Origin of the sequence: Bergeyella cardium (assembly GCF_003614945.1) — a bacterium.
Lineage (GTDB): Bacteria > Bacteroidota > Bacteroidia > Flavobacteriales > Weeksellaceae > Bergeyella_A > Bergeyella_A cardium.
This window is the reverse complement of sequence record NZ_QYCZ01000001.1, coordinates 1,251,717-1,266,488: the sequence shown is the minus strand read 5'-3', so window position 1 is coordinate 1,266,488 and position 14,772 is coordinate 1,251,717. Positions and strand designations below refer to the sequence as shown.

Here is a 14,772-nt window from a genome sequence, read left to right as displayed (position 1 = left end):
GAAATTGAAATTGTCACGCGTGGAAAATTTTCAGAATACTTTTTGGCATTTTAATCGGTAGCTGGCAGAGGTTTTCCTATTACATTTGTCATTAATAAAAATTATTTTATGTCATTTTGTCATAAAAACGAAAAGAAAAATCTCTGGTATGGAATTAGCCAATACGGCGATGTCGTTTTAGAGGAGAAACCTCACGACAATCATTTAAATTTTAATTAAAAAATAAGAAAATATTATGAGTAAAATTATTGGAATTGACCTTGGAACAACCAACTCTTGTGTTTCAGTTATGGAAGGGAAAGACCCTGTGGTTATCCCAAATGCGGAGGGCAAAAGAACAACGCCTTCTATCGTAGCCTTTACCGAAGACGGTGAGAGAAAAGTGGGAGACCCAGCGAAAAGACAAGCGGTTACCAACCCTAAGAAAACCGTATACTCTATAAAGAGATTTATGGGTACTCACTATTCAGACGATGCAAATGAGATTTCAAAAGTGCCGTACGAAGTGGTGAAAGGAGCAAATGATACCGTAAAAGTAAAGATTGATGATAGAGAATATACGCCACAGGAAATTTCTGCAATGACACTTCAAAAGATGAAGAAAACCGCAGAGGATTATCTCGGTCAGGAAGTAACCAGAGCTGTAATTACCGTACCTGCTTACTTTAATGATGCACAGAGACAGGCAACCAAAGAAGCTGGTGAAATCGCAGGTCTTAAAGTAGAAAGAATCATTAATGAGCCGACGGCAGCAGCATTGGCTTATGGTCTTGATAAGAGCCATAAAGATCAGAAAATAGCAGTATATGACCTCGGTGGGGGTACCTTTGATATCTCAATCCTTGACCTTGGTGATGGTGTATTTGAAGTGCTCTCTACCAATGGGGATACTCACCTTGGAGGCGATGACTTTGATGAAGTGATTATCAACTGGCTTGCAGATGAGTTTAAAGCAGAGGAAGGTGTAGATTTAAAGGCTGATGCCATTGCACTTCAAAGATTGAAAGAAGCGGCTGAGAAAGCTAAAATTGAACTTTCAGCTTCTTCACAAACCGAAATCAATCTTCCGTACATCACTGCTACGGCATCTGGACCTAAGCACCTTGTGAAAACCCTTACAAGAGCTAAATTTGAGCAGCTTTCTGCCGACCTTGTGAGACGCTCTATGGAGCCTTGCAAAAAAGCACTTCAAGATGCAGGACTATCTACATCTGATATAGATGAAGTTATCCTTGTAGGAGGCTCTACCCGTATTCCAATCATTCAAGAAGAAGTAGAAAAATTCTTTGGTAAGAAGCCTTCCAAAGGGGTAAACCCAGACGAAGTAGTTGCCATAGGGGCTGCTATTCAGGGAGGTGTGCTTACAGGAGATGTGAAAGATGTGTTACTCCTTGATGTAACTCCGCTTTCTCTCGGTATAGAAACAATGGGTAGCGTATTTACTAAACTTATTGAGGCAAATACTACGATACCTACAAGAAAATCTGAGGTATTCTCTACCGCAGCAGATAACCAGCCAGCAGTAACCATCAGAGTAGGGCAGGGAGAAAGACCGATGTTTAATGATAATAAAGAAATCGGAAGATTTGAATTAACAGATATCCCACCAGCTCCAAGAGGTGTTCCTCAGATTGAAGTAACATTTGATATCGATGCAAACGGTATATTAAGCGTTTCTGCGAAAGATAAAGGTACAGGTAAGGAGCAGTCTATCAAGATTCAAGCATCTTCTGGATTGTCTGATGAGGAAATAGAGAGAATGAAGAAAGAAGCTCAGGAAAACTCTGCTGCCGATGCTAAGAGAAAAGAAGAGGCAGACCTTCTCAATAAAGCTGATGGACAAGTATTCCAGACAGAAAAGCAGTTGAAAGAATTTGGAGATAAAATCCCAGCAGATAAGAAAGCTGCTATAGAAACTGCAGCAGCCGAGCTGAAAACAGCCTTTGAAGCAAAAGATTTAGAAGCTATTAAAACTAAATCTGAAGCTCTTGATGCCGCTTGGATGGCCGCTTCTGAAGAACTTTACAAAGCTCAAGCAGAACAGCAGGGTGCAAACCCAACCGATGGTGCTAAAACTAACACAGGAGCTACCGATGATGTTCAAGACGCAGACTTTGAAGAAGTGAAGTAATTACGCTCACAAACGAGCATCAAACAAATAGTAAATAGCAGTAAGATAATAACTTACTGCTATTTTTATTTATAGAGTTTCTCATATTTCTTCGTTTCCTATTGATTTTAGTCGTATATTTGTACCATATTTGTGCCGCGACTTATTAGTGTATAAAGTGCGACTTAAATAAAAACAGAAATTGATTATCAGATAGATAAGAGAAGCGTATGCCAGCTGCAATATTTCAGATTGAGCGAAAGTGCGAATTGTGTGGGGAGACCTTTCTTGCCAAAACAATCACATCGAGATATTGTTCTACACAATGCTCAAGGTCTGCGTATTCACAAAAGAAGCGAGAGGAAAAGTTGGAAGAGCTCCGACGAGAGAGCCCCGCAAAGGTTCCCAAGGAACAACCCTACCTTTCTATCTCCGATGCTATTGCTCTATACGACGTTTGCAGAGATACGCTATACCGACTTGTTAGAAGTAAGGCTCTCCGAAGTTATAACTTGGGAAAAAGGATGACTCGCATCTGTAAAGAGGATTTAGAACGCAACTTTAATCTGAGGCCTGTTGATGAGCAAAAGGCGAGAAGAAGAAATGAGGCTAAGCTTTACAACCTTGAGCCCGAGTATTGTTACACAATTGGTGAAATAACAGCCAAGTTTGGTGTTACAGAAGGGACGGTATATAAGCATATCAGAAAGTTTTCCATTCCCATAAGGCAGAATAGACCAACTGTATAAATAACCTTAGATACAGATGAGAAAAGAATTACATAATACGAAAGTAACTGTGAGACTTCGCAAGAGTGCATATAGAAATGAGTGGTATCTCTACATTGAGAGTTATCCTGTCTATATCTTTGCTAATCTCTCAGCATTTTATTAACCTTACTTGAACCTTCTTTCTTTAATTTGTGTAAAGGTTTTATGTCATCGTGTATATAATTATCACACAAAAGATCTTTATTCCTTGAACCCGTGTAGTATGATGGAGCTTGAAATCCTTTCGGATATAATTTTTGATTTCTTACAAACGGAATAGATCTCTTATCCTCAGAGCAAATAAGCCTGCACTTAGTATCGATAACGATTGCAACTAAATGCGGATCGTCAAAATTTTCATCCTTCCAAACGGACTCTATCTCTGCTTGAATTTTATCAATATTCTCAGTATTTCCAATAATTACTTTATTGACTTCTTTTAGCAGTCGAAAAATAGGTAAATACTTCGGGGATTTTTTCAACTCAGCAATATATTTTGATCCGCCATAGACTAGTAATCCTTTTCCACTAACTATCCAATCAAGGACGGGTTTATACTCTTGATGATTTGCAGATTTTTTATCAAATACATTTGCAAAACAATTTGTGTCAATGATAATCGCCATTTTTCTACAACTCTAAAAGCTTAAGTTCTTCGTCGATAAAGAAGTCTCTGTAAGAACTCGGGACTTCACTTGTGAAAGAGCCATCACTGTTTATTTCTAAATGAGATATTCTGTTCGTATGTTTTTCACGTTCAAAAAATATTACTTGGCTATTAACTCCAGATTTTCCCTCTTTTGATAATCTATATCGAAAACGATTAATTGTGAAGTCACTATGTGTTTCTATTAGAAAAGTATTATTGTCTTTTTTTGCAGCGTTGAACAAAAAAGACCCGAACGCAGCTTGCGCTTTTGGATGTAAATGCACTTCGGGCTGTTGTATTGAAAAACAGAAATCTTTTGAAGATAATATTTCTACAATTAATGGTAAACACTGGGAAACTCCATATCCTACATTTGGTAGTTTTATTTCTGTGTCATCATATTTCACAACAATCTCAAAAGGAGAAGCTGTTTTTACTCCATAATTTTTTATGCATAACTCATCATAAAGATTTGACTCGCGCCCAAACTGATTAAGAATTTGAAGAATTCTCGCAGACTCTTTTTTCTTAGAGTTTGCAAACAACTCTTTTAAAAGCGATGGAATATGTTCACCTTCGGGAGAAAATTTCACTTCATAGGATTCATATATCCTTTTTGCTTTTGCACGAATTGGCGCAAGCCAAATATATCGTTTATACAACAGTGGTTCTGCTGCAAAAGGCATTGTAACTCGTTTGTTTTTAAAAGCAAGTCTATCTTCCAAAAAAGAAAAAAGTATAAATAAAGGGAGTTTTTGAGGAATATCAATCCTATTATATTTTTCACTATAATTAAAGTCTTGACACCAGTTAAGAAATGAAGAATTACTTAAATCTCTTGTACGATAATGTATTTGTTTTTTAGTTATCTTCATTAGAAAATCAGTAGTTTCGGTTTGATACTTTATTTGAGAAATTTTAGGTATTGATTTGTAATCCTTAAATTCCAATAAAACTCTTCTGATAGAGCCTTTTTCATTATAAGGAACTTCAATACCTATTCTAAAAAAAAGATCTGATGAATTGCGATTAATAATTTCATCAAAATATCCTAGTTCAACCTCAGAGTTGTTAAATTGTTCATTAAACCAAAATTCTTTTGAATTAATAATGTTTATCAATTTTAGGATAGAAGTTTTTCCTGTACTATTTTCCCCGACAAAGAAATTAATCTCTTTTAACTCAATTACCTGTTCCTCAAAACCCTTATAGTTTTTAATATATATTTTCTTCATAATTAAACTTGATTTACTTCTATATTTATCTCTTAAAAACACTCTCTAATAGTTGCAATCATATTTCAATCCAGCAAACTAGCATGTGTCTCATAACCAAATCACCTCTGCAAAGTTACAAAACTTCCTTTACTCCTTTCTCCATTTCCGAAAAAAACTTCCACCATTCACTAACAACCACTTTCAAATTCCACTATTTGTAGTGTTTTCTCCGTGTTTTGAATCACAGGGAAAACACTTTATTCATTTGTGCCATGTTAAACTCAAAATAGTATAGACATGGACAACAACGAAATTTCTTTTGAGAATCTACCGAAGGCGGTAGCTCACTTAGTGAACGAAGTAGCTGAGATCAAAGCATTGGTCGAGAAAGGGCAAGATGCGGTTATTTCTCCAAAACGTATTCCTATCGGGATAGATGGGCGTGTAAAATCATCGGGAAAGCCAAGCCTACAATTTTACGCCTGTGCGTAAGCGTTTACTCCCTTGCTACAAGAATGGAAAGCAACTCTACTTCTTCGAGGATGAGTTGCTCGAATGGATAGCCAATGGTCGTAGAAAAACTGTGCGAGAACTTGCCGAAGACTCAAAGCTCTTTATCTCTGAAAAGAAGGCCAAGCTCTCTCATTTCTAATATCTATTCAACGATGAAAGAAGAAATGGATGAACGACCAGAAGGGAAGCAATCCAAGAATGAACGGATAGAGTCCTTTCTAAGGGAGCACTATGACTTTCGATTCAATACCGTAAAAAGTCGCACGGAGTTTCGAGGCTCGAATAAAGATGAACCTTTCTACCCACTCGGTAAATTCGACATCAACTCCATGCGACGGCTATTGGATTCTTCACAAGGTATCAGTACTTCGGCAGAGAATATACGAGCGATATTGGAAAGTGATTTCTGCCCACGTATCAATCCTGTACAGGAGTATTTCCAAAAACTATCGAAGTGGAACGAGGGAGAGGATTCGGAGATTATTCACTTGGCTTCGTGCGTAACGGTTCGGAATCCTGAGAAGTGGCAAACTTATCTGACCAAATGGCTTATTGCAGTGGTGGCGAATGCGATGGATGATTTATTCTGTCGCAATCACACCTGTCTGGTTTTGACTGGAGAGCAGGGTAAGTTCAAGACAACTTTCTTAGACTTGCTTTGTCCTGTGGAGCTAAAAGCATATTTGTTTACAGGTACTATTGACCCTCAAAACAAGGATACGCAGACCCTTATAGCCGAATACCTATTTATCAATATCGACGACCAACTCAAAGCCCTCAACAAGAGAGACGAAAATGAGTTAAAGAATCTCATCACTACTCCACGGGTTAAGTATCGCAGACCATACGATACGTACATCGAAGAGTATCCTCACTTAGCCAGTTTTATGGCTTCGGTAAATGGCAATGACTTCCTTACAGATCCGACGGGTAGCCGCCGATTTCTTCCTTTTGAGGTAGAAGCTATTGACATAGAAGCTGCTAAACAGGTTGATATCAATAAGGTTTATTCGGAGGCTTGGTGGTATTGGAAAAGTGGATATCGGTACTGGTTTGATGATGCTGAGATTGCAGAGTTGCACCGAGAGAGCGAAGGCTTTCATGTGCAGACAGTCGAATACGAAATGTTGCTCAAAGGCTTTGAGAAACCAAGTCCTACGGAAGAGTCTTATATGACCACTTCGGAAGTCCTGAATTATTTACGTGGATATACTACGCTGAACCTCTCCGAAAAACGAATGGGTGAAGCTCTACGCAAAGCTGGATTTGAACGAAAGTCCCGGCGGATAGGAGGTAACTCTATGTATGTCTATCATATCAGGAAAGTCTTTCCGAATCCATTCGTGAGTTCCTTTTGACCTATTGATAAATTACGGTTACTACTTACTACAAGAGATGCTAATCCGGTGAAAGAAAAAAGATTGAGCGTGTAGTATGGTTTTATAATCTGTCTTACAACAGAGTTACTACTCGCACCGATGATACTACTACAAGAAAATAGGTTACGACTCTTTTTCTTTTCACTGTGAAGGAGTTATCCATCCATATTCATGTAGTAAGGAGAATCTCCAAAACTTAAAAAACATGATGAATATTGAACATATAAAATCCTTATCTCTGAAGGATTATTTGGCAAATAAAGGCCATTACCCCGTGAAGGAGTATACGACTTATGGAATGTATAGAAGTCCTTTTCGGGAAGAAAGCACTCCAAGTTTCAAGGTTGATTACAGAGCAAACCTCTGGTATGACTTCGGTTGTGGAGAGGGTGGTAGCATAATTGATTTGGTAATGAAACTACATGGCTGCACGCTGTCTCAAGCAATTGGACTGTTAGACAACTGTGTAGAGATTAGCTCTCTTACGCAGAACGACTTTGAACGACAGGTAGAGAGGCGCGAAGAGATGAAAATAATCGAAGCCGTCTCTTTGCATCATCCTAATTTGCTGAGATATCTGCAAGACCGTAAGATTGATTGCTCTGTGGTGAAACAATATTGCCGTGAGGTTCACTATCAAGTAAAAGGGCGTACTTATTACGCTATCGGAATGCCCAACGACTTGGGAGGTTATGCCATTCGTAATCTCTATTTCAAAGGCTGTTTACCTCCTTCCTATTTCTCCTCCTTTGATCGAAATACGGATACAGTGAATCTCTTTGAAGGATTCATGGATTACTTGAGTTTTTGTACTCTTTATCCTGACAGAAATGCTGAATCTGCAGTTGTATTGAACTCTATAAACAATCTCCAGAAAGCTCATCCTTTGCTCTCGAAATATGCCGTTGTTAACGCTTATCTCGATAACGATGCAGCAGGAAAGAAGACACTTGAAGTGCTTCGGAGAATGAATCTTCCCGTTAATGATTGCTCCATCCTCTATAGGGAGCATAAAGACTTGAATGATTTTCTCTGCCGAAAAAATCAAGCCCTCATTTCTCCTCCGAGAATGAAAAGTCGGGGACTCAAACGATGAATGGGTATGGAGTCAAGTCCTTTGATTATTAGGGGAGCAAGTTCTTTGATTATTAAGGGAGCAAGTTCTTTGATTATTAAGGGAGCAAGTTTGTGTTTTGGTCTGACCAAAACCTTGCTCTTCGAGGATTGACTCATCCCGTTGGCCTATTCATAAATCAAAAAACAAATACAGCAATGAAGACAATAGAAAATCGTAATACGAATGGTCGCCCACCCAAACGACCAGTAGAAAAGAAGAAATATAAGGTTACACTGAAAATGGCAACCGAGGAGTTCTACTCTCTGAAAGCTAAAGCACGTCTTGCTGGGATTACCCGAAGTGAATACATCCGTCGTTGTATCGCTGCGAGTATAGTCAGGCAAAGACTATCTCCCGAATTGATGAATCACCTTCGTCAGCTAAGTGGAATGGCCAATAATGTCAATCAGATTGCCCACAAAGCCAATGCTATGGGATACGCACGAGTCTATCAAGACAACCTTGCGATGACTGAGAGATTGGACAATATCATAAAACGAATCGAAGATGATTGCTAAGATTGTTCAGGGGAGAGGATTTCGAGGGGTGATAAACTATGTTTTGGAGAAAGAGCGTGCTCAGCTCTTGCAGGCGGAAGGTATTCGTCTGAAAGATAGAGAAGCTATAATCCGAAGCTTTATTACTCAAAGTAAACTTAATCCCAAGATTACGAAATCAGTAGCCCATATCTCTTTGGATTTCTCAGCTCAAGATAAAGGGCGTTTAACGGATGCTTTTATGGTCAAGGTGGCACAGGAATATTTACAGAAAATGGGCTACTCCAACACGCAGTATCTTATTGCTCGTCATCACGATACAGACCATCCACACATACACATGATAATCAATCGTATTGATAACGATGGTCGAAGAATTTCAGATCAAAATGAAAAACTACGTAGCACAAAGGTCTGCATGGAACTGACCAAGAAATACGGATTATATATTGCTTCTGGAAAAGAGAATGTCAAGCGTGAACGGCTGAAAGGGAACGACAAAACCAAATATGAGATTTACGACGCTCTCAAAAAGGCTATTCCTCAAAGTTTGACGTGGGGACAGTTGCAAGCAACCCTAAAGCAATCAGGTATAGGCTTGGAATTCAAAATGAATGGCAATACGTATAAGATTCAGGGCATCATTTTTGAGAAAGACGGCAATCGGATTTCAGGCTCCCATGTAGATAGAGAATGTAGCTTCTCAAAGATTGACAGGCAGATTAAAGATAATGCCTATCAAACACTGCAAGTGGCAGAAAAACAGGAGTTCAAAACATCAGAAACTGGAGGTGTGATGGAAGCTCTTGATTCTCTTATCGGGCAACTCAACATTTTCTCTCTCTTTAATAGTCCTCATTATGATGCAACGCTTGCCGAATACATTCAGGCTCTGAAAGCCCGAAAGTTGGCAGCCAAAAGCAAAATCAGAATACGCAGAGTACTGCGCTAATGTTTAATCACAAAAGAAAAAGTATATGAATACTGATAGAATGGATACCTCGGCCGTATATGGTCTATTTGAGGAATTGAAGCAAAGTCTTACTGAAATGACTACCTCATTAAAAGGAAGATCTGAACCACAAACAATCGATTTGAGTAAAATTGAAGAGCTTTTTGGGAAGATGAATACACTTTCAAAGCAAGAGGTGTTTTCTCCCGAACAAATCAGAGTCTTGGAAGAAATACTTACCAAGAGTGTAGTGGCAGGACTGGAGATAGCTTTCGAGAAGCTGGCTGGATGGGATTCAAAGAAAAAAGAGACTCTACAAGCCATTGAGGCAAAAATTGATGAGATGGGCAAAGAGAGTCGTACTGTCATTCGTAAAGAACATATTTTTAGTCTTGACTTTAAGAATAGTAAAACGGCTATCACTCTTTGCAGTATGGGGTTTGTTCTTTTGTTTTCTCTGGTTGGAAACATCTGGCAGATGCGACAAAATAGTCAACTATCAGATAATGACTTGAAGTATCGCTACATCAAAATGTATGGGGAAGTCGATAGGGAAAGGCTAATGGATTTGGAAACGCTCTTTACCTATGAGAGAAACGAAGAGCAGGTTACACTTATCCGAGAACAAGTGGAAACTTACGAACGATTAGTTAAAGAGCAAGTGGAAAAAACAGAACGAGCCCGCCTGAACACATCTCAAGCAAATGAACTTCGGAAGCAGGCTGAATCTATAAAACAACGGAAATAAAGCTTCTTTCTTGTACTAGTTGAAAAGATTTAAGGGAATGAGGATTTATTTTCTCATTCCCTTTTTCTATGCTATTTCATTTCATATCTTTGCGCTATCAAAAGAACATTGAACGCGATGGATAAACCCATGAATCGAATCAAAGAAGTGCTTGAGGAGAAAGGAATTAAGCAAACATGGCTTGCCGAAAAACTTGGCAAGAGCTTCAGCATTGTCAATGCCTATGTCTGCAACCGCCGCCAACCAAGCCTTGAAACCCTCTTCCGGATTGCGGAGATATTGAATGTGGATGTAAAAGAATTAATCATCTCTTCACATTGAAAAGGGGGGCGACTTCATAGGGTATTGGGAGTGATGTGAAGAAGTTAATCGTAAACAAAGAGAAATGAATAGAGAACATCAAATAGAAGAAAACCTGATTAAGCAACTTCAGGGGCTTAAATACGTTTATCGTCCGGATATTGTGGACAGGCAAACTTTAGAGCATAACTTCAAAGCTAAATTTGAAGCGCTTAATCGTGTGCATCTCACCGATAGTGAGTTTTTACGTCTGCGTCAGCAAATCATAACACCGGATGTGTTTGCAGCTTCGAAGATGTTACGGGAAACAAACTATTTTCAGCGCGAGGACGGTACGCCGTTACATTTCACTTTGGTAAACCTGAAGGATTGGTGTAAAAACGACTATGAAGTGGTCCGTCAATTACGCATCAATACGGAAAACAGCAATCATCGATACGATGTTATTCTGTTGATAAACGGTTTACCATTGGTACAAATCGAATTGAAAAGGATAGACGTGTCGCCTCGTAAGGCCATGCAACAGATTATCGATTATAAAAATGATACGGGTAACGGATATGGTAATTCTTTGATGTGCTTTATGCAGTTGTTTATCGTGAGTAACACCAACCGTACTTTCTATTTTTCAAACAACCAGAATCAACACTTCAAATTTAACGCCGACGAGCAGTTTCTTCCCATTTATGAGTTGGCGGATGAAAAGAATGTGAAAATAAATAACTTTACGGATTTCACGGAAAACTTTCTCAGAAAATGCACTCTCGGCGAAATGATAAGCCGATACATGGTACTGGTAGAAAGTGAACAGAAGTTGCTCGTGATGCGTCCCTATCAGATTTATGCCGTCAAAGCCATTGTGAACTGTATTTTAGAAAATAGGGGAAACGGTTATATCTGGCATACCACCGGTAGCGGAAAAACACTTACCTCTTTCAAAGCTTCGACCTTGCTGAAGGACAATCCGGAGATTGAAAAATGCCTGTTTGTAGTTGACAGGAAAGACCTTGATCGACAGACTCGCGAGGAGTTTAACAAGTTTCAGGAGGGCTGTGTAGAGGAGAATACGAACACGGAGACCTTGGTAAGACGCTTGCTTTCTACAGATTACACGGATAAGGTGATCGTCACTACCATTCAAAAATTGGGATTAGCACTTGACGGGAACAATAGGAAGAACTATAAAGAACGTTTAAAACCATTGAGCGATAAACGTATCGTATTCATTTTCGATGAGTGCCACCGCTCACAATTCGGTGACAATCATAAAGCCATCAAAGAGTTTTTTCCCAACGCCCAACTGTTCGGTTTTACAGGAACGCCTATTTTTGATGAAAATGCTACGTACAATTTCCGTGAGGGTGAATGCGCTTCTTACAAAACCACTGCAACTGTTTTCGAGAAATTATTGCACGCCTATACCATCACACACGCCATCGAAGACAATAATGTGCTGCGTTTTCATGTCGATTACTTTAAAGGAGAAGGTCTGCAAAAAAACAAACAGGGAGAGGAGATCACCCAGCAAGCTATCGTGGAGACTATTATAGAAAAACATGATTCAGCGACCAATAACCGAAAATTCAATGCGTTGTTTGCAACCGGCTCTATTAATAGTGCTATCGAGTATTATCATTTGTTCAAAGAGATACAAGCACAAAAACAGAAAGAGGATGTTGAATATTCTCCCTTGAATATCGCCTGCGTTTTTTCTCCGCCGGCTCAGTTGATTACCAACAACGGCGACCAGCAAAGTCAAAAAAATGCGACGGATATCAAACAATTGCAAGAGGATTTGATACAGGAAAAAGAAGACAACAAACAGAATCCCGAGGAAAAGAAAAAGGCATTGATGGATATTATCGCCGATTACAACGAACGGTTCGGCACCAATCACAATGTTTACGAATTCGACCTCTATTATCAGGACATACAAAAACGTATCAAAGACCAACAATACAGCAATGCCGATTATCCCCATCGTAACAAAATAGACATTACTATTGTGGTGGATATGCTGCTCACAGGGTTCGACAGCAAGTACCTCAACACCCTGTATGTGGATAAGAATTTAAAATACCATGGTCTGATTCAAGCCTTCTCCCGTACCAATCGTGTACTGAACGCCACCAAACCTTACGGTAACATCTTGGATTTCCGTTTACAACAGGATGCCGTAAACCAAGCCATTGCACTGTTTTCGGGCGAAGAGGACACGGAACGAAGCAGAGAGATATGGCTGGTTGACCCGGCTCCCGTAATAATTGAAAAATACAGGGAAGCGGTAGAAAAATTAGGTTGTTTTATGAAGCAACAAAATCTTGTTTGCGAACCGGAAGAGGCTTATAACCTAAAAGGAGATGCCGCTAAAATAGCTTTTATCAGAAATTTTAAAGAAGTTCAACGGCTTAAAACGCAATTAGACCAATATACCGATTTGAACGATGAGCAAAAAAATCTCATCGAAGCAATTTTACCGGATGATACGTTACAAGGCTTTAGAAGCTCGTACCTCGAAACGGCAAAACAGTTCAGAACAATACAGGAAAAAGAAAAAGAGCAGGCTCCTGCTGAAATTCAAGAATTGGACTTTGAATTCGTATTGTTCGCTTCGGCTATTATCGACTACGATTATATCATGAGTCTGATTGCCGACAGTACGCAAAAAACACCGGCCAAGCAAAATATGAGCAAAGCTCAAATCATCAATTTGCTCAGTACCACTTCAAACCTGATGGACGAACAGGAAGATTTGACGGAATACATCAACAGCCTGGATTGGAGTGTCGGGCAAGATGTCGAAAAACTTCGTAAGGGCTATGACACCTTTAAAGTGGAGAAAAACAACAGAGTGCTTGCAGCCATTGCACGCAAATACGGATTGGAAATCTTAGGCTTAAAGGCTTTTGTTGAGGATATCATAAGCCGAATGATTTTTGATGGCGAGAAGCTGACCGACCTTTTAGCTCCTTTGGATTTAAGCTGGAAAGAACGCAGAGTAAAGGAATTGGCACTAATGGAAGACTTGATACCCCAATTAAAAAAGTTGGCACAAGGGCGTGAAATTTCAGGATTAGCAGCGTATGAATAAATTGTATATGGAAGAAATAGAAAAATATTCTCCCGAATTATATGATGATGTTTGTCGGATGATTGAGTGAAAAACTGCATAAAGCAATAGCTATAGCAAGAGAAGGAAAAGAGACGAAAAATGAGTAAAATGAAAAAAATATTACCTGAGTTGCGCTTCCCCGAATTTAAAGATAGCGGGGAATGGGGATTTATTAAGCTAAAGCAATTGGGAACTTTTTATAGAGGTTTAACATACGGAGCAGAAGATACGGCGAGTAACGGTTTATTAGTATTGAGGTCAGGAAATATTCAAGATGATAACCTTGTTTTGAATAATAATTTAGTTTTTGTGAACAAAGAGTGTCCTGAAAATTTAAAATTACAAAATGGTGACATAGTAATATGTATGTCCAATGGAAGTAAAGCTTTAGTTGGGAAAAATGCTGAATATAAAGAAGGTTATGAAGGAAATATTACTGTCGGCGCATTCTGCTCCATATTAAGACCAAAGAATAGTTTTACGAAATACCTCTTGCAATCTGATACTTATCAAGATTTTATTGCTTTATCAATTGGCGGTGGGAACATAAATAATTTAAAAAATTCTGACTTGGAGGAATTTAGTTGTTCGGCACCTAAAAATCGAAAAGAACAACAACGCATCGCCGCTTGTCTCTCCTCTTTAGACGAACTTATCTCCGCTCACAGTCAAAAATTGGAACTGCTCAAAGCACACAAAAAAGGATTGATGCAAAATCTGTTCCCGCAAGAGGGCAAAAAAGTGCCCAAGTTAAGGTTTAAGGAGTTTGAAGATAGCGGGGAATGGAAAGAAGAAACGTTGGGGAAGGTTTATGATTTTAAATCTACAAATTCATTATCAAGGGAACACCTAAGCTATGAGAAAGGAATAGTTAAAAACATTCATTATGGGGATATTCATACAACATTTAGCACTTTGTTTGATATAACAAAAGAGAAAGTTCCCTTTATAAAATATAGTGTTCCCGTAAAAATTAAAAAGGACAATTACTGCATAGAAGGAGATATTATTTTTGCGGATGCTTCGGAAGACATTGACGATATAGGGAAAAGTATTGAAATAATTAATTTAAATAACGAGAAACTTGTTTCGGGTTTACATACACTATTAGCCAGACAAAGAAAACAAAAATTGGCAATTGGTTTTGGAGGTTATTTATTCAAATCAGATTGGGTCAGGAAACAAATTCAAAGAGAAGCACAAGGTGCTAAAGTTTTAGGAATTTCAGCAACAAGAATTTCAAGAATTCGAATCTTATTTCCCAAAAACATAATAGAACAACAAAAAATCGCTTCTTGCCTATCTTCTTTAGATGAACTGATTACGGCACAAAGCAAAAAAATAGAACAACTAAAGCAGCATAAAAAGGGGCTGATGCAAGGCTTGTTTCCAAAACTTAAAAATTAGG

The 14,772-nt window shown here is 38.7% G+C and carries 14 protein-coding genes; 12 read left to right on the top strand and 2 right to left on the bottom strand.

The window, feature by feature from the left end; translation table 11 throughout:
* Positions 1-235 precede the first annotated feature (235 nt).
* The gene (gene dnaK / locus D8991_RS05765; RefSeq protein ID WP_120489203.1) at positions 236-2,131 is read left to right on the top strand and encodes a molecular chaperone DnaK; all 1,896 of its coding nucleotides are present in this window, start codon (positions 236-238) and stop codon (positions 2,129-2,131) included.
* Positions 2,132-2,340: 209 nt separating this feature from the next.
* A complete protein-coding gene (locus D8991_RS09110) occupies positions 2,341-2,859 on the top strand; it encodes a helix-turn-helix domain-containing protein (protein WP_120489202.1) in 519 nt (172 codons plus the stop codon).
* A gap of 122 nt (positions 2,860-2,981) precedes the next feature.
* Here the strand turns inward: D8991_RS09110 and D8991_RS05755 are convergent, their stop codons facing one another.
* Both D8991_RS05755 and D8991_RS05750 read right to left on the bottom strand, forming a co-directional pair.
* Positions 2,982-3,506 (bottom strand): hypothetical protein, encoded by a 525-nt coding sequence (locus D8991_RS05755; RefSeq protein ID WP_120489201.1) that lies wholly within the window; start codon positions 3,504-3,506, stop codon positions 2,982-2,984.
* A 4-nt stretch (positions 3,507-3,510) separates the two neighbouring features.
* On the bottom strand, positions 3,511-4,764 hold the full coding sequence (locus D8991_RS05750) for an AAA family ATPase (protein WP_120489200.1): 1,254 nt from the start codon (positions 4,762-4,764) through the stop codon (positions 3,511-3,513).
* Between the two features lie 279 nt (positions 4,765-5,043).
* Here D8991_RS05750 and D8991_RS09040 point away from each other — a divergent pair, with 279 nt between their 5' ends.
* From D8991_RS09040 to D8991_RS05705, 10 genes are all read left to right on the top strand, one after another.
* Positions 5,044-5,238, top strand: coding sequence for a hypothetical protein (locus D8991_RS09040; protein WP_245957187.1), 195 nt, complete (start codon positions 5,044-5,046; stop codon positions 5,236-5,238).
* The gene (locus D8991_RS09035) at positions 5,231-5,398 is read left to right on the top strand and encodes a hypothetical protein (RefSeq protein WP_245957186.1); all 168 of its coding nucleotides are present in this window, start codon (positions 5,231-5,233) and stop codon (positions 5,396-5,398) included. The genes D8991_RS09040 and D8991_RS09035 overlap by 8 nt, the downstream gene beginning before the upstream one ends.
* Before the next feature lie 13 nt (positions 5,399-5,411).
* Positions 5,412-6,617, top strand: a complete 1,206-nt coding sequence (locus D8991_RS05740; protein WP_221407572.1) for a virulence-associated E family protein — start codon at positions 5,412-5,414, stop codon at positions 6,615-6,617.
* 226 nt (positions 6,618-6,843) lie between these two features.
* Positions 6,844-7,734 carry a toprim domain-containing protein gene (locus D8991_RS05735; protein WP_221407571.1) on the top strand — a complete coding sequence of 297 codons (891 nt, stop codon included), beginning with the start codon at positions 6,844-6,846 and terminating at the stop codon, positions 7,732-7,734.
* Positions 7,735-7,910: 176 nt separating this feature from the next.
* Entirely contained in the window at positions 7,911-8,273 is a 363-nt protein-coding gene (locus D8991_RS05730; RefSeq protein WP_021677739.1) for a MobC family plasmid mobilization relaxosome protein, read from the top strand.
* Positions 8,263-9,204 (top strand): relaxase/mobilization nuclease domain-containing protein, encoded by a 942-nt coding sequence (locus D8991_RS05725; RefSeq protein ID WP_120489199.1) that lies wholly within the window; start codon positions 8,263-8,265, stop codon positions 9,202-9,204. The genes D8991_RS05730 and D8991_RS05725 overlap by 11 nt, the downstream gene beginning before the upstream one ends.
* A 25-nt stretch (positions 9,205-9,229) precedes the next feature.
* Entirely contained in the window at positions 9,230-9,952 is a 723-nt protein-coding gene (locus D8991_RS05720) for a hypothetical protein (protein ID WP_221407570.1), read from the top strand.
* Between the two features lie 129 nt (positions 9,953-10,081).
* The gene (locus D8991_RS05715) at positions 10,082-10,273 is read left to right on the top strand and encodes a helix-turn-helix domain-containing protein (RefSeq protein WP_221407580.1); all 192 of its coding nucleotides are present in this window, start codon (positions 10,082-10,084) and stop codon (positions 10,271-10,273) included.
* A gap of 64 nt (positions 10,274-10,337) precedes the next feature.
* Positions 10,338-13,343, top strand: coding sequence for a type I restriction endonuclease subunit R (locus tag D8991_RS05710; protein ID WP_120489198.1), 3,006 nt, complete (start codon positions 10,338-10,340; stop codon positions 13,341-13,343).
* A 129-nt stretch (positions 13,344-13,472) separates the two neighbouring features.
* Positions 13,473-14,771, top strand: a complete 1,299-nt coding sequence (locus D8991_RS05705) for a restriction endonuclease subunit S (protein WP_221407569.1) — start codon at positions 13,473-13,475, stop codon at positions 14,769-14,771.
* Position 14,772: the final 1 nt, after the last annotated feature.

Bases quoted from the DNA above. Each gene is read 5' to 3' on its own strand.
- dnaK (WP_120489203.1), top strand. From the start codon at position 236: ATGAGTAAAATTATTGGAATTGACCTTGGAACAACCAACTCTTGTGTT.
- D8991_RS09110 (WP_120489202.1), top strand. From the start codon at position 2,341: ATGCCAGCTGCAATATTTCAGATTGAGCGAAAGTGCGAATTGTGTGGG.
- D8991_RS05755 (WP_120489201.1), bottom strand. From the start codon at position 3,506: ATGGCGATTATCATTGACACAAATTGTTTTGCAAATGTATTTGATAAA.
- D8991_RS05750 (WP_120489200.1), bottom strand. From the start codon at position 4,764: ATGAAGAAAATATATATTAAAAACTATAAGGGTTTTGAGGAACAGGTA.
- D8991_RS09040 (WP_245957187.1), top strand. From the start codon at position 5,044: ATGGACAACAACGAAATTTCTTTTGAGAATCTACCGAAGGCGGTAGCT.
- D8991_RS05740 (WP_221407572.1), top strand. From the start codon at position 5,412: ATGAAAGAAGAAATGGATGAACGACCAGAAGGGAAGCAATCCAAGAAT.
- D8991_RS05735 (WP_221407571.1), top strand. From the start codon at position 6,844: ATGATGAATATTGAACATATAAAATCCTTATCTCTGAAGGATTATTTG.
- D8991_RS05730 (WP_021677739.1), top strand. From the start codon at position 7,911: ATGAAGACAATAGAAAATCGTAATACGAATGGTCGCCCACCCAAACGA.
- D8991_RS05725 (WP_120489199.1), top strand. From the start codon at position 8,263: ATGATTGCTAAGATTGTTCAGGGGAGAGGATTTCGAGGGGTGATAAAC.
- D8991_RS05720 (WP_221407570.1), top strand. From the start codon at position 9,230: ATGAATACTGATAGAATGGATACCTCGGCCGTATATGGTCTATTTGAG.
- D8991_RS05715 (WP_221407580.1), top strand. From the start codon at position 10,082: ATGAATCGAATCAAAGAAGTGCTTGAGGAGAAAGGAATTAAGCAAACA.
- D8991_RS05710 (WP_120489198.1), top strand. From the start codon at position 10,338: ATGAATAGAGAACATCAAATAGAAGAAAACCTGATTAAGCAACTTCAG.
- D8991_RS05705 (WP_221407569.1), top strand. From the start codon at position 13,473: ATGAAAAAAATATTACCTGAGTTGCGCTTCCCCGAATTTAAAGATAGC.